At 70.4% G+C, this 25,201-nt stretch carries 23 protein-coding genes; 11 read left to right on the top strand and 12 right to left on the bottom strand.

The features are described 5' to 3' along the window. Positions 1-456 precede the first annotated feature (456 nt). Together ACVGV2_RS01245 and ACVGV2_RS01240 are read left to right on the top strand one after the other, a co-directional pair. The gene (locus ACVGV2_RS01245; RefSeq protein WP_459164208.1) at positions 457-795 is read left to right on the top strand and encodes a hypothetical protein; all 339 of its coding nucleotides are present in this window, start codon (positions 457-459) and stop codon (positions 793-795) included. Positions 796-1,251: 456 nt separating this feature from the next. After that, on the top strand, positions 1,252-2,289 hold the full coding sequence (locus tag ACVGV2_RS01240; protein ID WP_459164207.1) for a nitronate monooxygenase: 1,038 nt from the start codon (positions 1,252-1,254) through the stop codon (positions 2,287-2,289). 153 nt (positions 2,290-2,442) lie between these two features. Here the strand turns inward: ACVGV2_RS01240 and ACVGV2_RS01235 are convergent, their stop codons facing one another. The 5 genes from ACVGV2_RS01235 to ACVGV2_RS01215 all read right to left on the bottom strand — a co-directional run bounded on the left by ACVGV2_RS01235 (position 2,443) and on the right by ACVGV2_RS01215 (position 10,499). Continuing rightward, on the bottom strand, positions 2,443-3,966 hold the full coding sequence (locus tag ACVGV2_RS01235; protein ID WP_459164206.1) for a GntP family permease: 1,524 nt from the start codon (positions 3,964-3,966) through the stop codon (positions 2,443-2,445). A gap of 64 nt (positions 3,967-4,030) precedes the next feature. Next, on the bottom strand, positions 4,031-5,518 hold the full coding sequence (locus tag ACVGV2_RS01230; protein WP_459164205.1) for a gluconokinase: 1,488 nt from the start codon (positions 5,516-5,518) through the stop codon (positions 4,031-4,033). A gap of 275 nt (positions 5,519-5,793) precedes the next feature. Then, positions 5,794-7,839 (bottom strand): OPT family oligopeptide transporter, encoded by a 2,046-nt coding sequence (locus ACVGV2_RS01225; protein WP_459164204.1) that lies wholly within the window; start codon positions 7,837-7,839, stop codon positions 5,794-5,796. Between the two features lie 342 nt (positions 7,840-8,181). After that, positions 8,182-9,234 (bottom strand): aspartate-semialdehyde dehydrogenase, encoded by a 1,053-nt coding sequence (locus tag ACVGV2_RS01220; protein WP_459164203.1) that lies wholly within the window; start codon positions 9,232-9,234, stop codon positions 8,182-8,184. Beyond that, positions 9,234-10,499 carry an aspartate kinase gene (locus ACVGV2_RS01215; RefSeq protein ID WP_459164202.1) on the bottom strand — a complete coding sequence of 422 codons (1,266 nt, stop codon included), beginning with the start codon at positions 10,497-10,499 and terminating at the stop codon, positions 9,234-9,236. The genes ACVGV2_RS01220 and ACVGV2_RS01215 overlap by 1 nt, the downstream gene beginning before the upstream one ends. Positions 10,500-10,823: 324 nt before the next feature. On the opposite strand from ACVGV2_RS01215, the gene ACVGV2_RS01210 reads away from it, so the two are divergent. Together ACVGV2_RS01210 and ACVGV2_RS01205 are read left to right on the top strand one after the other, a co-directional pair. Continuing rightward, positions 10,824-12,065 (top strand): hypothetical protein, encoded by a 1,242-nt coding sequence (locus ACVGV2_RS01210; RefSeq protein ID WP_459164201.1) that lies wholly within the window; start codon positions 10,824-10,826, stop codon positions 12,063-12,065. 199 nt (positions 12,066-12,264) lie between these two features. Next, on the top strand, positions 12,265-12,888 hold the full coding sequence (locus ACVGV2_RS01205; RefSeq protein ID WP_459164200.1) for a nitroreductase family protein: 624 nt from the start codon (positions 12,265-12,267) through the stop codon (positions 12,886-12,888). A gap of 203 nt (positions 12,889-13,091) precedes the next feature. Here ACVGV2_RS01205 and ACVGV2_RS01200 read toward each other — a convergent pair whose 3' ends face one another. Then, on the bottom strand, positions 13,092-13,442 hold the full coding sequence (locus ACVGV2_RS01200) for a hypothetical protein (protein WP_459164199.1): 351 nt from the start codon (positions 13,440-13,442) through the stop codon (positions 13,092-13,094). A gap of 655 nt (positions 13,443-14,097) precedes the next feature. Between ACVGV2_RS01200 and ACVGV2_RS01195 the strand changes: the two genes are divergently transcribed. The 3 genes from ACVGV2_RS01195 to ACVGV2_RS01185 all read left to right on the top strand — a co-directional run bounded on the left by ACVGV2_RS01195 (position 14,098) and on the right by ACVGV2_RS01185 (position 16,068). Further along, positions 14,098-14,319 (top strand): antitoxin, encoded by a 222-nt coding sequence (locus ACVGV2_RS01195; RefSeq protein ID WP_459165822.1) that lies wholly within the window; start codon positions 14,098-14,100, stop codon positions 14,317-14,319. Further along, on the top strand, positions 14,316-14,699 hold the full coding sequence (locus tag ACVGV2_RS01190; RefSeq protein ID WP_459164198.1) for a type II toxin-antitoxin system VapC family toxin: 384 nt from the start codon (positions 14,316-14,318) through the stop codon (positions 14,697-14,699). Before ACVGV2_RS01195 ends, ACVGV2_RS01190 begins: the two co-directional genes overlap by 4 nt. A 499-nt stretch (positions 14,700-15,198) precedes the next feature. Then, the gene (locus ACVGV2_RS01185; protein WP_459164197.1) at positions 15,199-16,068 is read left to right on the top strand and encodes a hypothetical protein; all 870 of its coding nucleotides are present in this window, start codon (positions 15,199-15,201) and stop codon (positions 16,066-16,068) included. A gap of 125 nt (positions 16,069-16,193) precedes the next feature. On the opposite strand, the gene ACVGV2_RS01180 is transcribed toward ACVGV2_RS01185, so the two are convergent. Next, on the bottom strand, positions 16,194-16,385 hold the full coding sequence (locus tag ACVGV2_RS01180) for a DUF397 domain-containing protein (protein ID WP_459164196.1): 192 nt from the start codon (positions 16,383-16,385) through the stop codon (positions 16,194-16,196). After that, a complete protein-coding gene (locus tag ACVGV2_RS01175; protein ID WP_459164195.1) occupies positions 16,382-17,227 on the bottom strand; it encodes a helix-turn-helix domain-containing protein in 846 nt (281 codons plus the stop codon). The genes ACVGV2_RS01180 and ACVGV2_RS01175 overlap by 4 nt, the downstream gene beginning before the upstream one ends. A gap of 146 nt (positions 17,228-17,373) precedes the next feature. Between ACVGV2_RS01175 and ACVGV2_RS01170 the strand changes: the two genes are divergently transcribed. From ACVGV2_RS01170 to leuA, 3 genes are all read left to right on the top strand, one after another. Further along, on the top strand, positions 17,374-17,697 hold the full coding sequence (locus ACVGV2_RS01170; protein ID WP_459164194.1) for a zinc finger protein: 324 nt from the start codon (positions 17,374-17,376) through the stop codon (positions 17,695-17,697). Continuing rightward, positions 17,694-18,080 (top strand): hypothetical protein, encoded by a 387-nt coding sequence (locus tag ACVGV2_RS01165; protein ID WP_459164193.1) that lies wholly within the window; start codon positions 17,694-17,696, stop codon positions 18,078-18,080. Before ACVGV2_RS01170 ends, ACVGV2_RS01165 begins: the two co-directional genes overlap by 4 nt. A gap of 1,323 nt (positions 18,081-19,403) precedes the next feature. Further along, a complete protein-coding gene (gene leuA / locus ACVGV2_RS01160) occupies positions 19,404-21,194 on the top strand; it encodes a 2-isopropylmalate synthase (protein WP_459164192.1) in 1,791 nt (596 codons plus the stop codon). An 85-nt stretch (positions 21,195-21,279) separates the two neighbouring features. Here leuA and ACVGV2_RS01155 read toward each other — a convergent pair whose 3' ends face one another. The 3 genes from ACVGV2_RS01155 to ACVGV2_RS01145 all read right to left on the bottom strand — a co-directional run bounded on the left by ACVGV2_RS01155 (position 21,280) and on the right by ACVGV2_RS01145 (position 23,926). After that, complete coding sequence (locus tag ACVGV2_RS01155) at positions 21,280-21,807, bottom strand: DUF5956 family protein (RefSeq protein WP_459164191.1); 528 nt, start codon at positions 21,805-21,807, stop codon at positions 21,280-21,282. A gap of 70 nt (positions 21,808-21,877) precedes the next feature. Then, positions 21,878-22,630 carry a hypothetical protein gene (locus ACVGV2_RS01150; protein ID WP_459164190.1) on the bottom strand — a complete coding sequence of 251 codons (753 nt, stop codon included), beginning with the start codon at positions 22,628-22,630 and terminating at the stop codon, positions 21,878-21,880. Positions 22,631-23,029: 399 nt separating this feature from the next. After that, a complete protein-coding gene (locus ACVGV2_RS01145) occupies positions 23,030-23,926 on the bottom strand; it encodes a LysR family transcriptional regulator (RefSeq protein ID WP_459164189.1) in 897 nt (298 codons plus the stop codon). A gap of 73 nt (positions 23,927-23,999) precedes the next feature. Between ACVGV2_RS01145 and ACVGV2_RS01140 the strand changes: the two genes are divergently transcribed. After that, positions 24,000-24,926 carry an EamA family transporter gene (locus ACVGV2_RS01140; RefSeq protein ID WP_459164188.1) on the top strand — a complete coding sequence of 309 codons (927 nt, stop codon included), beginning with the start codon at positions 24,000-24,002 and terminating at the stop codon, positions 24,924-24,926. Here the strand turns inward: ACVGV2_RS01140 and ACVGV2_RS01135 are convergent. Then, a complete protein-coding gene (locus ACVGV2_RS01135) occupies positions 24,875-25,060 on the bottom strand; it encodes a hypothetical protein (RefSeq protein ID WP_459164187.1) in 186 nt (61 codons plus the stop codon). The two genes, ACVGV2_RS01140 and ACVGV2_RS01135, sit on opposite strands and share 52 nt — an antisense overlap. Positions 25,061-25,201: the final 141 nt, after the last annotated feature.

Raw genomic sequence — 25,201 nt, 5'->3', positions numbered from 1 at the left:
GCTCCGCGGAAATCAACCGCGTGGAGCAGCGCGCCCCCGTTTGCCCAGCTACGGCACCCGAAGCACCCCAGCCGGGCAGACGATGACTGGAAGAAGTCGGCCTCGTAACCGGATGCGCGTTATGCCACGGATGACGGACCCCGCGCCACCCCCTCGGCGGCGCCCCGGAGAGCCCCGAGCGCTCGGTGCTGGGCCGGCAGCACCGCGCCAATACGTTGACCTGCATCGACAGCCTTGGCGCTGGTCGCCGTTCGGTGTTCCCCGTGCCCCGACCACGCCTGCAGTACTAGCATCGCTCACGCCATCACAGTCCCCTCTCGTGCCTCTGCATCGAGTTTCCCCGGGGCGTGTGTTGGCCAGCCTCCGCGGACGCGTCGGCTGCGGTGAGCATCGTGGGCCTTCCGGTCGCGGCGCGGACGGAGACCCCACTACGCGGGAAGGCGGGGACAACAGCCGATGGGGAAGACACCGTGGACGCTGGACGAGGGTGAGCGGGTGCTGTTCGAGCAGCACTGCACCGGCAAGATCCCGCGCAAGCGGCGGCATCAGCAGGTGCCGGGCAGGTTGACGGTGACGAACCGGCGGATCGTGCACGACTACGCCGGGTTATTCGGTCTGGGCGCGTCACGGCACGTGATCCCGCTGGAGCAGGTGACGATGGTGACCCCGTCGTCGGAGTCGTTCGGCTGGCTGGAGGTGTCCACGGTGGGTGGGCACATGGCGCTGTTCCAGCTCGGCCCGTCGAAGGCGGAGGAGGTCGCCGAGCGGATCCGCACCGCACAAGCCGAACCGTAGACGCCCGCGCCTGCGGGCCGGTGCGCACCACGGTGCCGCGACGTGCCGAGGTTCCCGATCAGCTGGCCGAGCCCCAGCCACGAAGCGACGACCCTTCTCGTGGTGCTGCGCCTGCAACTCCGCCACTCGTGCTCGCTCCGGTTGAAATCCTCGCGCGATGCCGCCGGTGGCGGGGAGGACCTGGCCGGTCAGCCAGCGCGCGTCGTTGCTGGCGAGCACGCCGACCACGTCGGCGACTTCAGGCGGTGGCGTCAGGGGTGACCGCACGACCCCCGGGCGAGCACGAGCGCTGGTGGAGTGCGGTGATGTCGGTGAGCGGATCGCCGTCGACGACGAGTCAGCAGCTGCTCGGCCGTGCTCGGTGGAGCTGCCAGGCGGTCGCCAGCGTCCCGGAAACGTCGTGGTACTCGTGCACGAGCACCCGGGGACAATCAGTTTCAACGAGGAGTGAGCGCAGTGTTCACCTTTGCCGGACTGGAACTTCCCATCGTGGCTGCCCCGATGGCCGGCGGCCCCTCCACGCCCGAGCTCGTCGCCGCGGTCGCCGAAGCGGGCGGGGCCGGTTTCCTCGCCGCCGGCTACAAGGCACCCGAAACCGTGCAGGAGCAGATCCGCGAACTCCGGCAGCGCCGGGTGAGCGCGTTCGGGGTGAACCTGTTCGTGCCGGGCGAGCCGGTGCACGAACCCGCAGCGGTCGAGGCCTACCGCGAGGAGTTGCGCGGAGAGGCCGAGCGCTACTCGGTGCAGCTGCCGGAAGCGGATCCGGCCGATCGCGACCGGTTCGACGAGAAGCTCGAGCTGCTCGAACGGGATCCGGTCCCGGTGGTGTCGTTCACCTTCGGTCCGCCTCCGCAGCAGGCGGTGCGTCGGCTGCGCGCGGTGGGCACCTGCGTGGTGGCCACCGTGACCACGGTCGACGAGGCGCGAATCGCCGAGCGGCGCGGCGTCGACGTGCTGGCCGTGCAGGGATACCAGGCCGGTGGACATCGGGCCACGTTCGAAGTCGACGCCGCCGGAGACGGCGCGGGCACGCTCGAGCTGCTGGAGCGCGTGCGAGCCGACAGCGCCCTGCCGCTGGTCGCGGCAGGCGGCCTCAGCGACGGCGGCGACATCGTACGAGCGCTGCGCACGGGCGCGACGGCCGCGCAACTCGGCACGGCTTACCTGCGCTGCCCCGAATCCGGCGCCGCGCAGTCGCACAAGGACGCCCTCGCCGATCCGCGGCGCGGTGAAACCAGGGTGACCCGCGCCTTCTCCGGTCGTCCGGCGCGCGGACTGCGCAACCGGTTCCTCGACGAGCACGACGAGGCGGCACCCGCCGCCTACCCCGAGGTCAACCAGCTGACCAAACCGCTGCGCGCAGCGGCCGCGGCACGAAGCGATCCGGAAGGCCTGGCGTTGTGGGCCGGAACCGGATACCGCGCGGCGAGCGCCGACTCCGCCGAGCACATCACCCGTCGTCTGTGGCAACAGGCTCAGCGGGAAACATTCTGAGAAGTCAGCACCCGCAGCATTCTCGCGTTCCCGACGCAGCACGGCACATCGAGATGACCACGCGCGACCCCCCGCGCCGCGCTTTCCACGGCCGGACGAGGGCCCCGGAAGGCCGTCTCCGACGGCCTTCCCAGAGCACTCGCCCAGGCCGCCTCAGAGCACCGTCCAGAGGCCGCAGGCGATGAGGAAGCCGACCACGCCGATGAGCGTCTCCTGCACCGTCCACGTGCGCAACGTCGTGCTCACGTCCATCCCGAACAGTCGGCTGACCAGCCAGAAGCCGGAATCGTTGACGTGCGAGAGCACCGTGCCACCGGCCGCGATGGCGATCACGAGCAGGCACACCTGCGCCGGCGAGATGTCGCCCGCGGCCTGCACCGCAGGAGCGATGAAACCGCCGGCCGTGGTGATCGCGACCGTCGCCGAGCCCTGCGCCACGCGCATCACCACCGCGATCAGGAACGCGGCCAGGATCAGCGGCACACCGATGTCCTGCAGCGTGCCCGCGAGCGCCTGCCCGACACCGCCGGTCTCCAGCACCGCACCGAACATGCCGCCGGCACCGGTGACCAGGATGACCGCCGCGATCGGCCCCAGCGCGCCGGTGAGGTTCTTCTCGATGTCCTTTCCGGACATGCCGCGGGCCTTGCCCAGCACCAGCGAGGCCAGCAGCACGGAGATCGTCAGCGCGATCGGGCTCTCGCCGACGAGCATCAGCGCCTGCACGACGTCGCTGTCCTCGCCGAGCACGCCGGCTTCGGACAGCGTGCTCAACCCCGTGTTGAGCAGGATCAGCACCACCGGCAGCAGCAGCATCGACAGCACGGTCGTCATGGACGGACGCGTGTCGCCGCCCTCCTCGGAACCGTCCTCGCCTCCGGCACCTCCCGCGTTGCCCGCGCCGCCGTCGTTGCCGGTGGAAAGCGACATCTCCGGGATCGGCAGGTGGACCCGGCGCCCGATGACGGAGCCGAAGGCCAGCGCGGCGACGAGCCACGTCGGGATCGCCACGACCAGCCCGATCAGCAGCAGCAAGCCGATGTCCGCTCCGACCATGCCGGCTGCCGCGACCGGCCCCGGGTGCGGCGGGACGAACGCGTGCATCACCGCGAACGAACCGGCCACGGGCAGTCCGTAGCGCAGCACCGAGCCGCCGATCTGCTTGGCGACGGAGAACACGATCGGCAGGAAGATGATGATGCCGACGTCCAGGAAGATCGGGATGCCGAACAGCAGCGCCCCGACACCGAGCGCGAACGGGGCGCGCCTCTCCCCGAACCGGCGCACCATGGCCTCGGCGAGCACGCTCGCACCGCCGGAGACCTCCAGCATCCGGCCGAGCATCGCGCCCAGGGCCACCAGCAGGGCCACTTCGGCGAGCGTTTCACCGATCCCGTCGTAGAGCGTGTCCATGACGTCGCCGACCGGCACGCCGAGCAGCAGCGCGCTCGCCAGGCTCACCAGCAGCAGCGCCACCACGGGCTGCAACTTCAACCCCATGATGAGGATCAGCAGCACGACGATCGCACCACCGGCGACCGACAATGCCACTGCCGGTGAATTCTGGATCACCGGAGTGTCCGCCGCCAGCGCTCCGCCGGCGGCGAGATCGAGCGAAGTGGACACAGACCCGCCCCTAACGTTCACATCGTCGTGCCACAGCCAGACGGGAACCATGCCGCAGAATTCCGCGGTTCACGCGCAGCTTTTGACATGGCTCACACTCCGACGGCGCAGTTGGCTACCGCCCGTGCAGTTCGCGCAACGCCTCGTGCAGCGCTTCGACGCGGGGGCGGTTCCGCTCGTAGAACTCGGCGCTCGAGGGGTCCACCCCGACCGATTCCTCGATGCGCACCAGGTCGGCCGCACTGTCCAATGAGTCCAGTTCGCCGAGCGCGTACCACGCGAGCAGCACCGCGCCCATGCCGGAACCACCGTTGGCCCCGGCGAGCTGGAGATCGCACCCGAGGGCGGCCGATACCGTGCTGCGCCAGATCTCGCTGCGGAACCCGCCGCCGGTCGCGCGCACCGCGTCCACGCGCGCACCCGAATCGACCACCGCGTCGCGCACCAGCGCCAGCTGCTGCGCGACACCCTCGATGACCGCGCGCGTGATCTCGGCGCGCCCGTGCGAACGGCGCAGCCCCAGCAGCGCACCGGTCAGCCCCGACTGCCACCAGGGCGCTCGCTCACCCAGCAGGTACGGCAGTGCGATGACGCCGTCGGCGCCGGGCTGCACGGCCAGCGCCTCGTCGAGCAGTGCGGACACGTCCACGTCGAACGTCTCGGCGGCCCACTGCGCCACGACGGCCCCGTTGCTCACCGCACCACCGAGCACCCACATGTCCTCGACGAGCGCGTAGCTGAACGTGCGGCACCGCTCGTCCACGCTCGGACCGTCGTTCAGCACGCGCAGCGCACCGCTCGTCCCGAGCGAAACCGCCGCCGTGCCAGCACGGACCGCGCCCACGCCGAGGTTGGCCAACGGCCCGTCACCCCCGCCGAGCACCACCGGCGTGCCGGACGGCAGCCCGAGGCGGGAGGCCGCGCTCCGCGACAGATCGAAAACGTCCGTGGGCGCGGCGATGCGCGGCAACTGCTCCGCGCGCACCCCGGCGATCGCCAATGCGGGTTCGTGCCAATCGCGGGTGTGCATGTTCTGCAAACCGCTGCCGGAGCCCAACGAGAAGTCGGTGACGAAATCATCGACGAACGCGCCGAGGACGTAGTCCTTCAGCGCGCACCAGCGGGAAACGCCGCGGGTCAGATCGGGGCGCTGCCCGGTCAGCCAGGCGAGTTTGACCATCACCGACTGGGTGTGCACCGGAGTGCCGGTCGCGCGGTGCAGCTGCGCGCTCTGCGGATCGGCGCGCAGCCGGATCGCCACGTCCTCGGCCTGCGTGTCGCCCCACGTGAACGCCGGTGTCACCGCGGATCCGGAATCATCCACGCCGACCAGCGTGTGCATCGCGGTGCTGAACGACAGCGCGGCGACCGCGTGCCCCTGCTGCCGCGCCCAGGAGACCCCCTCGGCGAGCACCGCGATCGTCGTCTCGCGCACTTCGTCCGCGTCGTGCACGGCCGCGCCGTTCTCGTCGGAGTACAGCGGGTACTCGCGTTCGAGCTTGTGCAGCATCCGCGCGTCACGAGTCGCTGCGACGATTTTCACGGCCGTGGTGCCGGCGTCGATGCCGAGCACCACATCGGCCGCACTCGCAAGTGCCGTCATGCCGCACAACTTAAACCCGGCTGAATCGGATCACCGGACGTGGGCCACCCCACGCGTGCGCCAGGAGGGACGCCGTGCCCGGCGATTAACGCGCTGCGCGCACGCCCGGGCGCGCTGGGTCGACATCGAGCTCGAAGGGCCGCGTTGTGAGATATCTGTCAGTGGTGCGTGTTTCGACCACGTACTGCCCGTTCAAGGTCGTCGTCAGCGCCCCCCACTGTCCGCTGGTGGAGGCCGGCCGCCTGCGGCCGACAAACCGCTCGAACGCACGATCATCAGCTGCGCCCGCGGGCCACGCGGTACAGCCAGAGCACGAAGAACACGAACGCGGCGATGCCGAGGACGTTGCTCCCGGCGGTGAACGCGCCCTCCGAGACGCCCAGGGCCTGCGGGCTGATCATGAACACCTCGGCGCTCTGCGCCGCGGCGAACGGGATCGCCAGCAGGATGCCGATCAGCGCCTCGCCGGTGATCAACCCGGAGGCGAACAGCACGCCGCGGCGTTCGGCCCCCTCGGCGCCGCGGCGGCGCCGCGCCCGACCGGTGGCCACGGCCAGCAGCCCGCCGACGAAGATCGGCACGGACAGCTCCAGCGGCAGGTACAACCCGACCGCCACGGCCAGCACCGGTGCGCGGAACGACGATCCGCGGTGCGCGAGGACCTGGTCCAGCACGATGATCGCGACCGCAAGCAGCGCGCCGATCCCGATCATCGTCCACGGCAGACCGCCGAGGAACACGCCCTCGGACACCGAGCTCATCAACGTCGCCTGCGGCGCCTGCAGCGCCTGCGACGGATCCATGTCCGGCCGCGGCAGCGAGTCGCCCAACCCGTAGGCGGTGTAGAGCACGGACAGCGTCGGTGCCAGGCACAGCGCCGCCGAGACCACCCCGATGATCTGCATGATCTGCTGCTTCCACGGGGTGGCACCGACGATGTAGCCGGCCTTGAGGTCCTGCATGTTGTCCCCGGCGATGGCGGCGGCGCTGGCCACCACCGCGGAGATGATGACGGCGGTGGCAGCCCCGACCGTGGCCTTGGCCTCGTTGCCGCCGAAGTCGATCTGCGTGCCCAGGATCGCCAGCAGCACCAGCGAACTCGTCAGCAGCGTCAGGATGGACACCCCGGAGATGGGGTTGTTCGACGAGCCGACGAGACCGGCCATGTAGCCGGCGACCGAGGCGAAGACGAACCCGGCGACCAGCGCGAACAGCAGTCCGAAAAGGATCGTGGCGAGGAACACCCCGTTGCCGATCTCCAACCGCTGGGCGTCCACGTTGAACAGGAACACGAGGAAGATCGGAATCGCCAGCAGGACCGCGCCGTAACCGAGGTAGTGGGCCGGGATGTCGCGCTGCGTGCGGGAAAGCCCGCCGGCCTGCTCGGACCGGCTGCCGCGCACCGCCCGCACCGAGGTGACGATGCTGTCGCGGATCGGCCGCAGCACCGCCAGCAGCGCCCAGATGCCGCCGACGGCCATCGCCCCGACGCCGAGGTAGCGCACCCGTTCTTCCCAGACCGCTTCGGCGGCCGAGTACCCGGTCGCGCCCTCGGTGAGGCTCATCAGCTGCGCCGGGTCGGTGAACAGCATGTACAGCGGGATCGCCGCGAACCAGGCCAGCGCGCCGCCGGCGAAGACCAGCACGGCGATGTTGATGCCGACGATGTAGCCGACGCCCAGCAGCGCCACGCCCAGCTCGCTGCCGAACCCGAGGACCGCGGCGCCGGCCTTGACCGCACCGGACACGGACGAGGACGCCACTCCCAGGCCGGTCTGGCAGAACTTCAGCACTCCCCCGGCGAGGCCGGCGACCGCGATGAAGCGGGCGTCCTTGCCCTCGGACTTGCCCGCCTTGAGCACCTCACCGGTGGCCACGCCTTCGGGGAACCGCAGCGGCTTCTCCACGATCAGCGCTCGCCGCAGCGGAACGGTGAACAGCACGCCGAGCACCCCGCCGCACATCGTGATCGCCATGACCGGCAGGTACGGGAAGTCCGTCCAGTAGCCCAGCAGGATCAGCGCCGGCAGCGTGAAGATCATGCCCGCGGCCAGCGATTCGCCCGCCGAGGCGGCGGTCTGCACGATGTTGTTCTCCACCAGGCTGGACCGGCGGAAGAACCGGAAGATGGCCATGGAGATGACCGCGGCCGGGATGGACGCCGACACGGTCATGCCCACCTTCAGTCCGAGGTAGGCGTTCGCGGCGGCCAGCACGACGGACAGCAGTACGCCCAGGACCACCGCCTTGATCGTGATCTCCCGGGGGCGGGAACCCGCCGGTGCCGCGACCGCGTCGGCATCCTCGTTGCGCGTGCTCATCGAGACCCTCTTCTCGGACGTTCCACCCGGAAACCGCACCGCCGGCACGGTGCGCAACAACGTATACCCGTTGCGATGACCGTGGCCAATACCTCCGAGTGGCGGCAACTCGACAACGCGCGGCCGCTGGTGCTGGCGGGGAGTTCGGCGCGGCGCAGCAGCGGAGGGTGCTCGTGCTCTCGCGGTGTGGACGGACGGCTCGCCGGGCCGGGTGCTCCGACGGGCCGGGTGCGGCGGCTGCGGCGAGGAGAGTCCGCACCGTCCGCGCACGACAACGGGCTCCCCGCCGCCTTCCGAGGTCGGAGTCGGGGAGCCCGTCGGAGAACTGCGCCGAGCCGGAACTCAGCCCGCGAGGGTTTCCGCGATCTCGTAGGTGTTCAGCGCGGCCCCCTTGCGGAGGTTGTCGCCGCAGACGAAGAAGTCGAGCGTGTTCGGGAAGTCCAGCGCCTGCCGCAAGCGGCCGACGTAGGTGGGCTCCTCGCCGACGACAGCGGCCGGAGTGGGCCACTCGCCGCCTTCCGGATCGTCCTGCAGCACGACCGTGGACTGCCTTTCGAAGACCTCGCGGGCGCGGGCGACGTCCACATCGGAGGCGAACGTCGCGTGCACCGCCAGCGAGTGCGTGGTCACCACCGGAACCCGGGTGCAGGTGGCGGAGACCTTCAACTCGCCGATGCCGAGGATCTTGCGGGATTCGTTGCGGACCTTCAGCTCCTCCGAGGACCAGCCGTCCTCCTTCGGCGACCCGGCCCACGGCACGACGTTCATCGCCAGCGGCGCCTTGAACGGCGTCTCCGGTGAGAGCCCGGCAGCACCCAGCGCCTCGGCCACGTCACCGGAACGCACGCCGACCTGCTTGCCCGCCACGGCTTCCAGTTCCGCGTACAGCCGGTCCACGCCGTCCTGGCCGGCGCCCGAAGCCGCCTGGTACGAGGCGACGACGAGCTCGCGCAGCCCGAACTCGTGGTGCAGCGCCCCCAGCGCGGCCATCATCGACAGCGTCGTGCAGTTCGGGTTGGCGATGATGCCCTTCGGCCGGTCGTGCACCTTTTCGGCGTTGACCTCCGGCACCACCAGCGGCACCTCGGGGTCCATGCGGAACGATCCGGAGTTGTCCACGGCGACGGCACCCCGCTGCACCGCGATCGGCGCCCACTCCGCGGAGACCGCGTCCGGCACGTCGAACAGCGCGATGTCGACCCCGTCGAAGGCTTCCGGCGCCAGTTCGACGATCGTCGTCTCGCCGCCGCGCACGGTGACCTTCTTGCCCGCCGAGCGGGCCGAGGCGATGAGGCGGATCTCGCCCCACGGCACGGAGTTCCGCGCGTTGATGAGCTCGGTCATGACGGTGCCCACCGCTCCGGTGGCACCCACGATCGCCAGCGTCGGCGCCATCAGCGACCACTCCCCGCGTACACGACGGCCTCTTCGTCCCCGCCGAGCTCGAACGCGCGGTGCAGCGCGGCGACGGCGTCGTCCAGCTGCGCCTCGGCGATCAGCACGGAAATCCGGATTTCGGAGGTGTTGATGATGTCGATGTTCACGCCCGCGTCCGACAGCGTCTCGCAGAAGGTCGCCGTCACGCCCGGGTGCGAACGCATGCCCGCGCCGACCAGGGACACCTTGCCGACCTGGTCGTCGTAGACGACTTCGGAGAAGCCCAGCTCGTCCTGGATCTTCTCCATTTCGGCGACGGCGCGGGAGCCGTTGCTGCTGGAGACGGTGAAGGTGATGTCGGTGCGCGCCGAAGCGGTGCTCGACACGTTCTGCAGCACCATGTCGATGTCGATGCCGGCGTCGGCGACGACGCGGAAGATGCGTCCCGCGATCCCCGGGCTGTCCGGCACTTCCCGCACCGTGACCTTCGCCTCCGACCGGTCGTGCGAGACGCCGGTGATCATCGCCTGTTCCACGGAAAGGTCCTCCACTGAGCCGGAGATCATCGTTCCGGACTTGGCCGAATAGGACGAGCGGACGTGCAGCGCAACGCCGTACCGGCGGGCGTACTCCACGGCGCGCAGGTGCAGCACCTTCGCGCCGGTGGCGGCCAGTTCCAACATCTCCTCGTAGGTGATGTGCGCCAGGTGTTGCGCCTCGGGCGCGATGCGCGGGTCGGCGGTGTAGACGCCGTCGACGTCGGTGTAGATCTCGCAGACGTCGGCTTCCATCGCCGCGGCGACCGCCACCGCCGTCGTGTCCGACCCGCCCCGGCCGAGCGTGGTGATGTCGTTGGTGTCCTGCGCCACGCCCTGGAAACCCGCGACCAGCACGATCTGGCCCTGGTCCAGCGCCTCGCGGACGCGGCCGGGGGTGACGTCGATGATGCGGGCGTTCTGGTGCGCCGACGTGGTCAGCACGCCCGCCTGCGAGCCCGAGAAGGACCGGGCTTCCGCACCGAACGACTCGATCGCCATGGCCACGAGCGCGTTGGAGATGCGCTCACCGGCGGTGAGCAGCATGTCCAGCTCCCGTTCCGGCGGAGCCGGGTTGACCTGCTGGGCGAGGTCCAGCAGCTCGTCGGTCGTGTCCCCCATCGCGGAGCAGACCACGACCACGTCGTTGCCGGCTTTCCGGGTCTGGACGATGCGCTCGGCGACGCGTTTGATCCGGTCGGCGCTCTCGAGCGAGGAACCGCCGTATTTCTGGACGACGAGCGCCACGTGAACAAACCTCCTCGAGCCGTGCAGTCATTCTCGTGGCGACCCCGCACCGATCCGACGCCGGCCCGCGGGGTCCGCGAACCCCGCTCGGTGCCCCCAGCTCCGATGGGCCAGCTCCGATCGACCAGCTCCGGTGGGCCGAAGCGCCACGTGCCCGCCAACGGCGCGAGGATCGCCTCCGGGAACCGGCCATCACCCAGCCGGGTCGCTGGCCGACCGGTCCGCTGTATGCACAGCGTACCGAACGATGACCGGCGAACCCCAATCCACCGCTCCGCACTACCCTGGTCGACGCCGGTTGCGCCGAAGGCCGAAAGGAGCGGGGTGCCCACCACTGCGCGCACGCTCGATCCGGACCGGGGTGACGGCCCCGCCCCCGCTGGTGCGCAGCACCAACCGGGGTCGGCGAGGCTGCGCGCGGCGCTGGCCGAGCGGTTCGACCGCCACCTCGGCACCGTGCTGGCAGCCGCACCTGCTGTGGTGTACCTCGCAATCCGCGGCGTGGGACTGCTGCTGCTGAGCTGGCTCTCGGCCGCCAACGACCAATCCGTCGGCGAGAATCTCGCATCCTGGGACGGCGAGTGGTACTTGGAGATCGCCGCCCACGGTTACGGCGGGGTCGATCCGAGCATGGTCGACGGCCGCGGCGAGCGGCATCCCGAAACCCCGCTGGCGTTCTTCCCCGGCTACCCGCTGCTGGTGCGGATCGTGTCGCTGCTGCCCGGCCTCGGCGTGCTCGGCGCGAGCATCGCGGTCAGCCTTGCCGCCGGCACCGCCGGCGCTTATGGGCTGGTGCGCATCGGCCGCGCCGTCGGCGGCAACCGCACCGTGGGCCTGCTGCTGGTGGCGCTGTTCGCCGCCGCGCCCATGTCGATCGTGCTGTCCATGGCCTACTCCGAGGCGCTGTTCTGCGCGCTGGCGATCTGGGCGCTGGTCGGCGTGCTCGAACGCGACTGGCTGCTGGCCGGCCTGTGCTGCGCCGCTGCCGGGCTCGTGCGCCCCACCGCGGCCGCGTTGATCGGCGTGGTCGTGCTCGCCGCGAGCATCGCGCTGCTGCGCGGACGCGGCACCTGGCGGCCCTGGCAGGCGGTCGTCCTCGCGCCGTCGGGGCTGCTCGCCTACGTCGCCTGGGTCGGCGTGCAAACCGGCAACCCCGCGGGGTACTTCGCGCTGCAGCAGCAGGGGTGGTCCTCCGCGTTCGACTTCGGCGCGGCCACCGGGTCCTTCGTGCTGGAAACGCTCAGCACCGACAACTCGGCGCTGGAGACGTTCACCGTGTGGATCCTGCTGGTGGCGCTCACCCTGTTCGTGCTGTGCCTGCGCACGCGCATCCCGTGGCCGCTGGTGCTGTTCGCCGCCGCCGTGCTCGCGCTCGACCTGGGCACGGACGGGTTGATGTACTCCAAGGTGCGGCTGATGCTGCCCGCGTTCCCGCTGCTCATCCCGGTGGCGATGGGGCTGGCCCACCGGCGGCGGACCACGGCGGCCGCCACGACCGCGGTCGTCGTGCTGTTCGGCTCCTGGTTCGGCGCCTACTCGCTGACCGCCTGGCAGTACGCGATCTAGCTGCATCGCCCTCGGCGGTTGTGCACGGGGAGCCCCGCCTGCTGCCCCGAGCACCCGGCGAGGGGTGGACGTTTCTCGAGAAAAGTCGCCGACTTTTCTCGAGAAACGTCGCCGCGGCCCCGCAGCCCACCGGTCGCAACCGGACCCGGGCTCCCCGCCGCGTGCCAGACTGAAGCCGAGAACGTCCACAGGAGGTGCCTTGACCACGCAGGAATCCGAAACCACCGGCGCGCTGGCGAAACCGGCCGAGACCGCCGTGCCGCTGCACCCGCTGTTGGCCGGGCGCTGGAGCCCGCGCTCGTTCGACCGTTCCGCCGAACTGGACGACGAGCAGTTCAAGGCGCTGTTCGAAGCCGCGCGCTGGGCCCCGTCGTGGGGCAACACCCAGCCCGCCCGGTTCATCGCGGGGCGGCGCGGGGAAGACACCTACAAGCGCATCTACGACACCCTCGCCCGCGGCAACCGGTCCTGGGCCGATGCTGCCGCCGCCCTGGTGATCGGCGTCGCGCGCAGCACCAACGAGGAGGGCGAGCCCATGCCGTACGGCGAGTACGGCCTCGGTCTGGCCGCGCAGAACCTCGTGCTGCAAGCCGAGGCCGAAGGTCTGGCGGCGCACCAGATGGCCGGCTTCGACCGGGACGCGGCCCGCACGGCCTTCGCCGTGCCGGACGACTACGAGCCGCTGGTCGCGATCGCGGTCGGCCCGCAGGGCCCGGCCGAGGCGCTCGACGACAGGCTGCGGGAGAAGGAACTCGCGCCGCGTTCGCGCAGGAATCTCGACGAGATCGTCTTCAGCGAGAACTGGGGCGCCCCGCGCTGGTGATCCGGGCTTCGTGACCAGGGCGCTGGCGACCTGAGCGCTGGTGGTCCGGGCTTCGTGACCAGTGCGCTGGCGACCTGAGCGCTGGTGGTCCGGGCGCTGGTGGTCCGGTTTCCGCCGCCGCGCGCCCGTCGGGTGGTACCCGGCGGGCGCGCGGCACCGGTGAACATTCCGGCCTCACGCGGGTTTTCGACTCCCCGGCGGGATCACACGAGGGCGCGCAGGATGCGCAGGGCGATCGAGGTGATCAGCAGCCAGAACAGCGCGGCGATGCCGTAGTTGAGCAGCACGGCCAGCTGCGGATCGGTTGGCACGAACAGGTTCTGCAACCCCAGTGCGAGCGGATCGGCGCAGGAGGCGACGAACCGGCTCACGGCGTGGTCCGGGTTGGCGCCGCCGAGCACGAGCACCACGTGCAGGGCCAGCAGCGCCGCGAACACCGATCCGACGATGCGCACGAGCGTGCTGATGACGCCGATGAACCGCGTCCACGCACGTCTGCGGTCGAACCGCGGCCGCTCGGTGGCACCCGTGGCCTCGTGACGTGGCTCCGTCATGAGTGCGCCTCCCTTCCCCGGCCATCGAGATTTTCGCACGCACCCACCCCCGGTTCCTAGCGGCGAGCGGACGAACTTCGCACTTCGCACGCCACCCCTGCGGAGGTCGTGGATCTCTCCGGGGGCGCCTGTCGCCACCCACCGCCGTAGTTCGCGCCGAGGTGGAGGTGGCCGGGGAACGTCCGGGCAGCAGCAGCTGCCACCCCGGCCACACCTTCATGCGCAACCCGATGTGCCAGCGCTGCTGTTCCGGCGGGGTTTGTTCGCAGCAACCGCGACGTCGGCCACCGCCGCCGAAGCAACGCCGTCGGCTACTGACATGCACGCCGGAGATGTGCAGCCGTTCAACTTCAGCCCGTCGCAGCGCTTCGACAAGTGCGGCGGCGATCTGGACGGGTACATCTCCGACGGATGGGCCTACAACCTCGTGCACACCTGCACGGTCAACCTCCTGTCCGCTGGGCGCGCGGAAAGGGCTCAGCGTCGTGAGGTGGACCGTTCCCGCTTGTGCTCGGGGCATGTGCCCCGTCCGGCCGTCGCCCTGTCCGGCCGTCGAGGTGCAGCGCCCGCACCGCCGCACGCAGCGACTGGGCATGCAGTCCGGCACGCGAGCACGCTGTTTCTTCATGTTATCTGCGTGCTAGCATATTGCAACATGAGGACGTTGTACTTGCGGAACGTGCCGGACGAGGTGGTCGAGCGGTTGGAGCGGTTGGCAGCCCAGGATGCGACCTCAGTCTCGGCGGTCGCGGTGCGCGAACTCGCCGAGGTCTCGCGTCGGGCTGACAACCCGGCGTTGCTGGGCGCGCTTCCGGATCATGCTGTGGACACAGCCGCGATCCTGGAGGATCTGGATGCTGAACGGGCTGGCCGGTGATCGTGGTTGACGCCTCGGCGGCCTTGTCAGCCTTGCTCACGGCTGGCCCCGCTCGCGGCAGGTTGGCGGAGCAGCAGCTGCATGTTCCCCACCTCATCGATTCCGAGATCGCCAGTGGTTTGCGGCGACGAGTCGCGGCCGGGCAGGTGCCGGCCGATGCTGCCTGGACCAGCTTGCGCGTATGGCAACGCCTCGGGGTGACGCGCTACCCGGCGTTTTCCCTGCTGGGGCGGGTGTGGGAACTGCGCGACAACGTCTCGGCCTACGACGCCTCGTACGCCGCGTTGGCGGAGTCGCTCGATTGCACCCTGCTCACCGCCGACGCGCGCCTTGCTCGCGCACCCGGCACACGCTGCACGATCACCATCGTCCCCCACTGAGCGACAGCAGGACCCGCTGGAGCACGACCGAGTCCGCGACTGCGGGCCGCGGGAACAGTCGAGCAGCCGACAGCCACCCATCGACCACGCCACCGCCCGCCGGGAAACCCCACCGAGCGCTGCACGGCACGCGCGAACACCAGCACCGAGCTCTCGTGGTGCGAGACTCGCAGCAACCTCCGGCGAATCACGCGCGATCGCTCGTGCCTGGAACGTCCTCCACCGCTCGCGACCGGCACACGGCCGAGCTCGGGCGACGCAGCACGGCATCGAGAAGGTTCTGCCCGATCTCAGCAGCCGTGTTCGAGGCGGTACGGCTTGCCGTGGGTGATGCGGAAGGGCAGCGCCCCGGCAACCGGGCTGATCCGGAGGTTCTCCAGGTTGGGGCCGGTGCTGGCTGCGGCCACGTACACGTCCGAAAGGGCGTCGCTGAATCCGACCCACCCGCCGAAGCTCTCCTGGCAGGCGGCCGGGACGCTCTCTTCTAAAATATCGATCCGTGCTCGTGCGTGAGGAGTACAAGCCAGTGGCGCAAACAAGCGGGGAGGAAGTAGAACTGCCTCCATGGCCGTCCGAGTGGAAGATGCCGGGTGGGATCAAGCCAACAGTAGGGGTCGTGGCCTTCGGTGCCTTTGGTATGGCTGCTGGCGTAGCCGGACTCGTTCAACTCGCGACCGGAACCTTCGGCGACTCCACCATCATCCTGCTCGCAGGTGCTGTGTTCGCGCTTTCCCTGACCAGCGCGACTGCGTTGCTACGTTTGCGGGTGCGCCAACGAGGCACTTCGGCTGTCTACACCAGTCACACGCGGGAGCGTCGTGAGCCTTCTACGGTCATTCCGAACTTGCGCGGCGTGTGGCTCATGGCGCTGACCGTGCTGGCGTCGGCATTGGTCATGTTCGGTCTCGTGGCAACGGTGTCCTGGGGGTTCCTGCTCACCGGCACCGAAACCAGCTTACGGATGATCTTCCAAGCGCTCCTATCCACCACATTCGTCGTGGGGATCATCTGGGTCTTCTCGAAAGCTTCGGAAGGAGTCATCGCACAAGGTTCCCTGACACTCACGGCCGGCGGTGTCACGCACAAAGCTTGGGGACCCGAACGACACATCCCGTGGGAGGCACTGGATTTCATCTTCCCAGCACCCGGCGAAAACCCAAATATCGCACTGAGCTACGACTCCCGCCGCGTGACGGTACCGGCGAAAAGAAAGGATGACATCCTGCCCTTGTCCGGTAATCTCCTCTCCGTCGACCCGGCGTTGGCCTACCACGCGCTGGCGTACTACCTGGATCATCCGGAGGCGCGGTCGGAGCTGGGAACCGAGCGCAGTGTCGAGCGCATCCGCCAGGCCGACTTCCCCGAATAGCCTCACGGTCCGCGCGGGCGCATGCTTGCGGTGACGTGCGCTCGCGGGCTCGCGCGCACGCCGGGGCGTACCGAGCGGGCGGGCCATGCCCACCGGACCTGTGAGCATGGCCCGCGGAGCGCCGCTCAGCGGTCGAACGAGCCGGACTTCAACGAAGCTAAGAAGCTCGACCACTGCGCCGAGCCCACCGTGATGTAGCCAGCGCCCCGGTCCTTCGTGTCCCGCACGGCCGCGCCACCAGCGACACGACCGACTTCGACGCAGTTCGTCTGGTACCCGCTGTAGCTGGACTTGCGCCAGTTCCGGATGTTCGTCATGACACGCTCTCCTTCTCCTGCATCAAACCGGAAATCAGCTCCACCGAGGCGGACTCGGAGAGGGCAACGGTGCGCAGCTGGTCCACGGCTTCCTGATAAGCCCGCACGTCGGCGGAGTCCGTGATCGTCGCGCTGGCCCGGTAGTGCTCCAAGTGGACCACGGGATAGGCCGTGTTCGACTCGAACAGCACGAAGCGACCTTCCATGGCAGCGGTGTAGCCCGCACCGAACGGAACCACCTGCACGGTGATGTTCTCCAGCTCGTTCCACGCGAGCAGTTCCTGCAGCTGTTCCTGCATGACGTCCACCTCGCACGGCGGATACCGCAGCGCCGCCTCGCCGACGAAAGCGTGCAACCACACCGGGTATTTGCGCCGCGTCAAGATCTCGCGCCGGCCGAGGCGGAACATCACGCGCGCATCGGCCTCACCGCGTGAAGAACCGGCGCCGAGCATGACGGATCGTGCGTAGTCGCCCGTCTGCAACAAGCCGGGGAGCAACAACGGCTCCACGTCGGTGACCTGAGTGGAAGAGCGCTCGTATTCCGTCAGGACCGCGCGTTGGCGTTCAATTCCTGGCGAGAGCCAGTGCGGGTCCCGGGCTTGTCGGGCGTGCTCGAACAATGACTCCCGTTCGTCGCCCGTGACACCGAGAGCGCTCAGAAGCGCCGTCGTGTCCTCTTCGCTGGGCGCGAGCTTGCCGTTCTCCCAGCGGGAGATGTGCGCGTGCGAGCGGCCGACCTGCTCCCCCAGTTGGTACGTGGTCAGCCCCGCCTCCTTGCGGAGACGCCGCAGTTCGACACCGAGCTGTCGTGCGCGCGGCGTGTTCGCGGTGCTGGCCATGGGGAAGATCCTATCGGCCTCCCACTCCTTACTGAAGCATCACACTTTCCGTTGATCACGACTTTAGTGCATGCACTTTTCTTGGTAACTGTTCTAGAGTTGCTGCACTGTGACGCGCAATACAGCGAGGAAGAGGTGATGTGTCGATGTGGCCGCGTCCGTTCACGTGGGTGCCTGCCGAGGGGCACCGGCACGCCAGCCGGGACGACGTGCCGCCGCCGGGACGGGAGTTCTCGCCGGACATGTCGGTGACGACCCTGTGCGGCCGGCAGCTGACCACGGCCACCGGCGAGGTGGCCTGGTTCTGGCCGACCTGCTTCGACTGCGACGAACGCGCCCGCGCACTCGCCGGCGTGCCCGCACGCAGCACGCGCACAGCCGCACGCAGCACGCGCGAGGAACACGCACCCGCGCAGCACAGCACCCGGCCCAGCCTGAACAACGAGCACACCCCCGGAGGCCCCGCATGAGCCGACGCACCGCCATGGCAGTACTGCTGCGCCGCGGGCAGTGGCTGCTGGACGAGGCGGCCTTCGACATCGGCGGCGACCGCTACACCCCCGAAAGCTGCCGCGACACGGCCCACGCCCTCACCGAACTCGCCGCCGCCCTCGACGAGTACTCCCACGAGATCACCCCCACCGACGAGACCACCGCGCCGACCAACGCACACGCGGAACCGGACGCGCTCCCCGAAACGGCGCAGCACACGGCGGCGGCGACGCACACCGAGACAGCGTCACGCATCGAGACAGCGTCGCGAACCGCGACCGACCCCGGCACGCAGCCGACCCCGCCCGCGCCGCACCAGCTGCCGCGAACTCCGCACACCCCGGGAGGTGCCCCGTGCTGACACCGCTGCTCGAACCGAGCCTGCACCTCGGCCTCGTCCTCGGCGCCGGCCTGTCGACGCTGCTGCGCCTGGCCACCCCCCGACGCCCCTCCGCACGACTGCGCCCCTCCGCGCTGCTGCGCATGCCCGCACTCCTGGGCCTGGCCACTCCGCAACAACGCCCGCGGGCACGACACGCCCGGCACACCAGGCGCCGCCGCTCCAGCGCACGGCAACGCGGCAGCGAGTTCGAGCGCCCACGCGCGAGCGAGCCCGAGCACCCGCGCGCCAGCGAGTCCGAGCACCCGCGCGCCAGCGAGTCCGAGCGCCCACGCGCGAGCGAGCCCGAGCACCCGCGCGCCAGCGAGTCCGAGCGCCCACGCGCGAGCGAGTCCGAGCACCCGCGCGCCAGCGCGCCCGGAGCCGCCCGAGCCGCGCAGCACCCTCCGGAACAACCTCCGCAGCACCCTCCGGAACAACCTCCGGCCACGCCCGCGCGGACCGCGGCGCAGCGACCCGAGCACGAGCAGCACCGCTGGCCGGCAACGTCGGGCCCGCCACCCCGCCGCACCGCGCACCAGCCACCCGGACGGCCCAGGCGCCCGAACCACCACCCCGGCACCGGAGCCTGGCCGGCACCGCCCGTCCCAGCACCGGCACCGGCCGCCTCGACGCCGCCCACCCCAGCACCGCCCACACCGGCACCGGCACCGCCCACCTCGGCACCGGCCGCACCAACATCGCCCGCCCCGATACCGTCCGCCTCGACACCACCCACGCTCGCGCCGCCAGCCCCAGCACCGCCCACACCGACAGCGCCAGCCCCGACGCCCCGCGGCGCGGCGTTCGACGGCGCCGCGCGTCCCACCAAGCGGAACGCCTCCGCCGCCGCGCACCGCGCCGCAGCAGCGCCGGCCACCGCGGCTCCGGCGGGCACCCGCACCGCCGCGGCCGCCGCCGCGAGCACGCCCAACCACCCGCGCGTGCGCCCGCACGCGCGGGTGGAGGCACCGTCCATGCAGCGCACGGACGCGGAACCACATCCGGCGATGCCGTTCGACCGAGCACTGCTGGAACGCGTCCTCGCCGGACTGCACCGGCTGTGAACCCCCGACCGCAGCGCCCTCCGCACGGCGGTTCACCCCTCCTCTCCACCAGCACCTTCCCAGAATGCGAGATGGCGGGTTTGCCAAGTGGGCGCGGCGTGTGGTTACTCTGGGGCCAATGGCGTGCGTCCTCCTGCTTATTCGCCGCGACGGGGTCCACTGAGACCGGCCCCTCGTCGCGGGGAAGCAACGCGCCGGTCGTTCCCGCACCGGTAACGCAGAGCAGGAGCCCCTTCCCATGAGCATCCCGGAACAGCCGCAGTCCCCGATCTCCGGACGCATCAACACGCCCGCCAAACCCGTACCGGCCGAGCAGCCCTCGTGGAACCCGCAGCGCGGCAGCTCGATGCCCGTGCACCGCTACCGGCCGTTCTCCGAGCTGGTGGAGGACATCACGCTGCCCGACCGCACCTGGCCGGACCAGCGCATCACCCGCGCGCCGCTGTGGTGCGCGGTGGACCTGCGCGACGGCAACCAGGCGCTGATCGACCCGATGTCGCCCGCGCGCAAGCGCCGCATGTTCGACCTGCTCGTGGCCATGGGCTACAAGGAGATCGAGGTCGGCTTCCCCGCCGCGAGCCAAACCGACTACGACTTCATCCGCGAGATCATCGAGGACGGCGCGATCCCCGGCGACGTGCGCGTCCAGGTGCTGACCCAGTGCCGCGCCGACCTGATCGAGCGCACGTTCGCCGCGCTGGAGGGCGCGCCGCAGGCCGTGGTGCACTTCTACAACTCCACCTCGATCGCCCAGCGCCGCGTCGTGTTCGGCGAGGAGCGCGAGGGCATCAAGAAGATCGCCACGACCGCGGCCGAACTGGTCAAGGAGTACGCGGCGAAGTACCCGGACACGGACTTCCGGTTCCAGTACTCGCCGGAGTCCTACACCGGCACCGAACTCGACTTCGCCGTGGAGATCTGCGACGCGGTCTCCGAGATCATGCAGCCGACACCGCAACGGCCGATGATCATGAACCTGCCCGCCACGGTCGAGATGGCCACGCCCAACGTCTACGCCGACTCGATCGAGTGGATGCACCGCAACCTGGCGCGGCGCGACTCGATCATCCTGTCGCTGCACCCGCACAACGACCGGGGCACGGCCATCGCCGCGGCCGAGCTCGGCTACCAAGCCGGCGGCGACCGCATCGAGGGCTGCCTGTTCGGCAACGGCGAGCGCACCGGCAACGTCGACCTGGTCGCGCTGGGCATGAACATGTTCAGCCAGGGCGTGGACCCGCAGATCGACTTCTCCGACATCGACTACGTCAAGCGCACCGTCGAGCACTGCAACCAGCTGCCCGTGCACGAGCGCCACCCGTGGGGCGGCGAGCTGGTGTACACCGCGTTCTCCGGCAGCCACCAGGACGCGATCAACAAGGGCCTGACCGCGCTGCGCAAGGACGCCGAGAACGAGGGCAGCCCGTTCGAGGACCACCCGTGGGAGGTGCCGTACCTGCCGATCGACCCGAAGGACGTCGGCCGCAACTACGAGGCCGTCATCCGGGTCAACTCCCAGTCCGGCAAGGGCGGCATCGCCTACGTGATGAAGACCGAGCACCAGCTGGAGCTGCCGCGCAAGCTGCAGATCGAGTTCTCCAAGGCGGTGCAGGAGCGCACCGACGACGGGGGCGGCGAGGTCGCCCCGGAGGAGATGTGGCGGGTGTTCTCCGAGGAGTACCTGCCGGAGCAGCACCCGCTCAGCGTCGTGCGCCAGCAGGTCTTCGGTGACGGCGACGAGGAGTCGATCAGCGCAACGGTGCTGGTGGACGGCGCCGAACGCGAGATCACCGGTACCGGCAACGGCCCGGTGTCGGCGTTCGTGGACGCGCTGTCGACGATCGGCTACGACGTGCGCGTCATGGACTACCACCAGCACGCGATGACCGCCGGGGACGACGCGCGCGCCGCGGCGTACCTGGAGTGCGCCGTCGACGGCGAGGTCCACTGGGGCGTGGGCGTCGACGCCTCGACCGTCGCGGCCTCGCTGCGGGCCGTCGTGTCCGCGGTGAACCGCGCGCAGCGCTAGCCGTGCGTGCTGGATCGCTTCGCCGGGCAACGGGCTGGGGTTGCGCGAGTACCGGCACTCAGCCCTGAGCCATCTTGGCGAAGGGCTACCGCGAGCGTGGGCTTGGAGGGTCGGCGGTGTACAGGCGGTGCACGGCCGACTCAATGGCGGTGGCCGTCTCGTCGGCGCGGGGAGCGCGGGAGGGGATCGCTCGTTCGTTCTCCGCGATGAGGTGCCACAGGCTGCTCAGCGCGCTTCCCGAGGGCGGGGCGAGGAACCAGGCGTATCCCCGTGGCCGGGGCGGGATGCCCGCTTCGGTGAGGAAACTGTCCACGTCGTCCTCGATGATGTCCTGGTCCGCCTCGGTACGCGGCGCCGAGTGGCTGCTGACCGAGCCGCCGCGCGTGACCCGGGTGCGGACGGTGTGCCAGCCCGGCTCGTCCCGCACCCGCACCGCGTGATCGGGGCCCGCATACCAGCACACGGTCATGTACCAGCCGGAGTCACCGACCCGCTGGTACTCGCGGCCGTCGTGGTGGAGCGTGACGGGGTCACGGTCGGTGGCCAGGGTGCGGGGGTCGGGCGCAGTGGCGAGCGCGAAGTCGTTCCAGGTGTAGGCGGGCTGATCGGCCACAGCAGCGTTCTCCTCGAAACGAGGATGCCTCTCCCCGCACGGGGGGAGGCATCCGAGCCACGCGGTACGGCTACTCCGCTACGTAGCAGGGGTCCTCGCCCCAGCAGTAGAAGTAGGGAGTCTCGAACAGGGTGCCACTTTGGACCGGGTAGCCGGTGGGCCTGAACGTTGCGCTGAGGCCGTGGTAATACTCATTGGAGTTTTCCAGTCGCTCGCCTCCGGTCGGGCCGTCTCTCCAGGTCGAGAACTCGCCGGGCAGGTAGGCGCCGCCCATGGTGTTGCTGCCACATTCGGCGTCCGGCCACCAGGTGATCTCTTCCCAGCACTGGGTGGTGATGTCCGGGAAGTACAGCGGCGGCCCCCCGTCGAGCTGGAGGCTGGTGGTGAGGCGGGGCTGGCGGCCGTTGAGGTTGTTCCTCAGCGTGGCGTCGTAGGTGCCGACGTTCTCGTCACCGTAGCCGTACCAGATGTTCGCCTTGGTTTCGCTGGTGTAGTCGTTGATGATGCGGGTGCACAGCCCGACCGGCTCGCACCACTCCTGGGTCGGGGTGGCCTGGTCGGTGGAGACCTCCGGCCGCATCGGCTTCTTGTCCTCGGCAAGGTGTTCGACCTTGCCGTTCACGATCAGGTCGGAGCCCATGCAGGCCCAGGCGTCGAGGTTGCGTTCGTGCGCGGTGTCCACGCACATCTTCGTCGGTCCCTCGGGGCCTTCGGTGACCCCGAAATCGCCACCGGTTCCGGCGGCAGGTGCGGCGCTGGCCGTGGCTGTCGTGAGCAGAACCGCGGCCATCACGGAGATGACTAACGCGAAAAGTCTTCTCATGATTCCTTCCCCATCTTCGCCCATGCCGAGCGGAACCGGATCTGCAGCTTCCGTGCAGGGATGGGTTGTTCACGTTGCCTTTCATTCGCCAAGCGAAATGCTAGGGCGGCAGGGGCCGTGGCACAGCCGCCAAAGGGGTGGTCATAAGTGGGACTCGCTGACCGCGCGGAAGATGCGCCCTCATCACCGGGGCGAGGATCGCGAGTGCGACGAGGACTCACCCGACCGCGATCGGGGAGGCGGTGATCACCGCGGAACCGAATCCCGCCCGCCGCAGGCCTTCCCGCACCCGCCCCCGCGGCGGGGTGGTGGACGTTTCTCGAGAAAAGTGCGCGACGTTTCTCGAGAAATGTCCACCCCGGGCGGCATGCGCGGAGCTCGCGCCGATCCACGGCCTGGTCAGGTGGCGATCGCGGCGGCCTCGGCGGCGAGCTCCTGCAGCACGGGGCGCACGGCGGCGCGCTGCACGGCGCCGCGGCGCGAGACCACCTCGAGCTGACGTCCCGCACGCACGCCGGCGAGCGGCCGCAGCACCACCACCGAACGGTCCACAGTGTACCGGGGCAGCAGGGCGACGCCGTGCCCGTCGACCACCAACCGCTCGATCACGCGGAAATCGTTGACGCGCTGCACCACGCGCGGCCGCGCCCCCGTGCGCACCGCCAGCGACCGCAGCACGTCGTCCACCGGGAACCCCACGTCCACGCTGATCCACGACTCACCGGACAGTTCGGCGAGATCCACGCGCTGCCGCCGCACCAACGGGTGCTCCGGCGGCAGCGCCACGTCCAGCGGTTCGCGCAGCAGCGGCACCACGTCCCACCGCGCGTCGCCGAACGGCGCGGCGTGATCGTCGCGGTGGGTCACCACCAGGTCGAAATCCGCCACGAGTCCCGCCAACTCCGACGGCGAGCTCTCCAGGTCGCGGCACTCCACCCGCACCTGCGGGTACTCCGCCAAGCGCCGCAGCAACCCGGGGAACAGCAGCGCCGCCCCCGAGGGGAAGGCCGCCACGCGCACGATCCCGCGCGGAGTGCTGCGGTAGGCGTCCATCTCCGCCTCGGCCGCGTCCAGCGCCGCCAGCACGTCGTCGGCCCGCGCGGCCAGCGCCCGTCCGGCGTCGGTGAGCCGCAGCCCGCGGCCCGCGGTCTCGGTCAGCGGCACCCCGGCCTCCGCCTGCAGGGCGCGCAACTGCTGCGACACGGCCGAGGGCGTGTACGACAGCGCCTGCGCCACCGCGTGCACCGTGCCGCGGTCCGCGAACTCGCGCAGCAGGCGCAACCGTCGAACGTCCATGCAGGAATGCTAACGGGTACGTGCAGAAATGTTCGTTTGTGCTGCACGGACACCGCGGCCGAAGATGGAGCGCGTGAATGCGCGCGACCGTTCGCTGGGGCTGCTCGTGCCCGTGCTGTGGGGGCTGAACTTCCTCGCCCTCGACATCAGCCTGCAGCACTTCCCACCCGTGTTCCTCGCGGGCCTGCGCTACGCGGTGCTCGTGCTGCCCACCCTGCTGTTCGTCCCCTGGCCGCAGGTGCGCTGGCGGTGGCTCATCGGCTACGGCCTCGGCCTCGGCACGCTGCAGTTCGCCTTCCTGTGCGTGGCGATGGACCAGGGCATGCCGCCCGGGCTGGCCTCGCTCGTGCTGCAGGCCTCCGCGCCGTTCACCGTGCTCCTCGGCGTGCTGCTGCTGCGCGAACGCCTCACCGCCCTGCGCGCCTGCGGCGTCGCGCTGGCCGTGCTCGGCATGCTCGCCATCGCCTGGAACCGGGCGCAGCACGCCACCGCACTACCCGTGCTGCTCACCCTCCTCGGCGCTGCGAGCTGGGCCTTCGGCAACCTGTGCGCGCGCAAGGCGGAACCGGCCAACGGGCTGCACCTGGCGCTGTGGATCTCGATCGTGCCGCCGCTGCCGATGTTCGCGCTGTCGGCGGTGATGGAAGGACCCACCGCCGGCTGGTCCGCCCTGGCCACGTCGATGACCGGCGCGCAGGGCTGGGCGGCGCTCGGCGGACTGACCTACAGCGCGCTGGCGGCCACGGTCATCGGCTCGGGCGTGTGGACCACGCTGATGCAGCGCAACCCCGCCGGCCTCGTCGCGCCGTTCGCGCTGCTCGTGCCCGTCGTCGGGATGACGGCGGCGTGGCTCGTGCTCGGCGAGCGGCCGCGGGCCGTGGAACTGGCCGCGGGGGTGGTCGTCCTCGCCGGGGTGCTCATCAGCAGCAACAGCCCGGCCCCGCCGGTTCAGTCCACCCCGGGGACCGCGAGCCGCTCGAAATCGGGGTTCCAGACGTGAACGCCGTAGCCCGCGGGGCAGTCGTAGGCCACGAGCAGCCCGGCGGACTCGGTGGTCAGGCGCTCCGCGGTCCGCCGGTCGAGAATCGCCCGGTTGTCGCAGTTCGCGCACCGGGGCGCACCGCTGTAACTCACGTCTCGCCTGCCTCCGACTGGATTCCGCACACGCCCCCCGGGGACCGCACGCGGCCCGGGTTCCGCACGCCTGGGACGGCACCGCGCCGGTGCGCACGGGCGTCCGCGCACCGGCCGCCGTCGACCGGCACCTGAACCGGC

The organism is Bounagaea algeriensis, from assembly GCF_054491375.1.
The sequence above is the reverse complement of the archived record's forward strand: the minus strand, read 5'-3'. Positions and strand labels throughout refer to the sequence as shown.

Coding starts and splice junctions, on each gene's coding strand:
- ACVGV2_RS01245 (WP_459164208.1), top strand. CDS start 457: ATGGGGAAGACACCGTGGACGCTGGACGAGGGTGAGCGGGTGCTGTTC.
- ACVGV2_RS01235 (WP_459164206.1), bottom strand. CDS start 3,966: ATGGTTCCCGTCTGGCTGTGGCACGACGATGTGAACGTTAGGGGCGGG.
- ACVGV2_RS01230 (WP_459164205.1), bottom strand. CDS start 5,518: ATGACGGCACTTGCGAGTGCGGCCGATGTGGTGCTCGGCATCGACGCC.
- ACVGV2_RS01225 (WP_459164204.1), bottom strand. CDS start 7,839: ATGAGCACGCGCAACGAGGATGCCGACGCGGTCGCGGCACCGGCGGGT.
- ACVGV2_RS01220 (WP_459164203.1), bottom strand. CDS start 9,234: ATGGCGCCGACGCTGGCGATCGTGGGTGCCACCGGAGCGGTGGGCACC.
- ACVGV2_RS01200 (WP_459164199.1), bottom strand. CDS start 13,442: ATGACGGAGCCACGTCACGAGGCCACGGGTGCCACCGAGCGGCCGCGG.
- ACVGV2_RS01195 (WP_459165822.1), top strand. CDS start 14,098: ATGAGGACGTTGTACTTGCGGAACGTGCCGGACGAGGTGGTCGAGCGG.
- ACVGV2_RS01180 (WP_459164196.1), bottom strand. CDS start 16,385: ATGACGAACATCCGGAACTGGCGCAAGTCCAGCTACAGCGGGTACCAG.
- ACVGV2_RS01175 (WP_459164195.1), bottom strand. CDS start 17,227: ATGGCCAGCACCGCGAACACGCCGCGCGCACGACAGCTCGGTGTCGAA.
- ACVGV2_RS01170 (WP_459164194.1), top strand. CDS start 17,374: ATGTGGCCGCGTCCGTTCACGTGGGTGCCTGCCGAGGGGCACCGGCAC.
- ACVGV2_RS01165 (WP_459164193.1), top strand. CDS start 17,694: ATGAGCCGACGCACCGCCATGGCAGTACTGCTGCGCCGCGGGCAGTGG.
- leuA (WP_459164192.1), top strand. CDS start 19,404: ATGAGCATCCCGGAACAGCCGCAGTCCCCGATCTCCGGACGCATCAAC.
- ACVGV2_RS01150 (WP_459164190.1), bottom strand. CDS start 22,630: ATGAGAAGACTTTTCGCGTTAGTCATCTCCGTGATGGCCGCGGTTCTG.
- ACVGV2_RS01145 (WP_459164189.1), bottom strand. CDS start 23,926: ATGGACGTTCGACGGTTGCGCCTGCTGCGCGAGTTCGCGGACCGCGGC.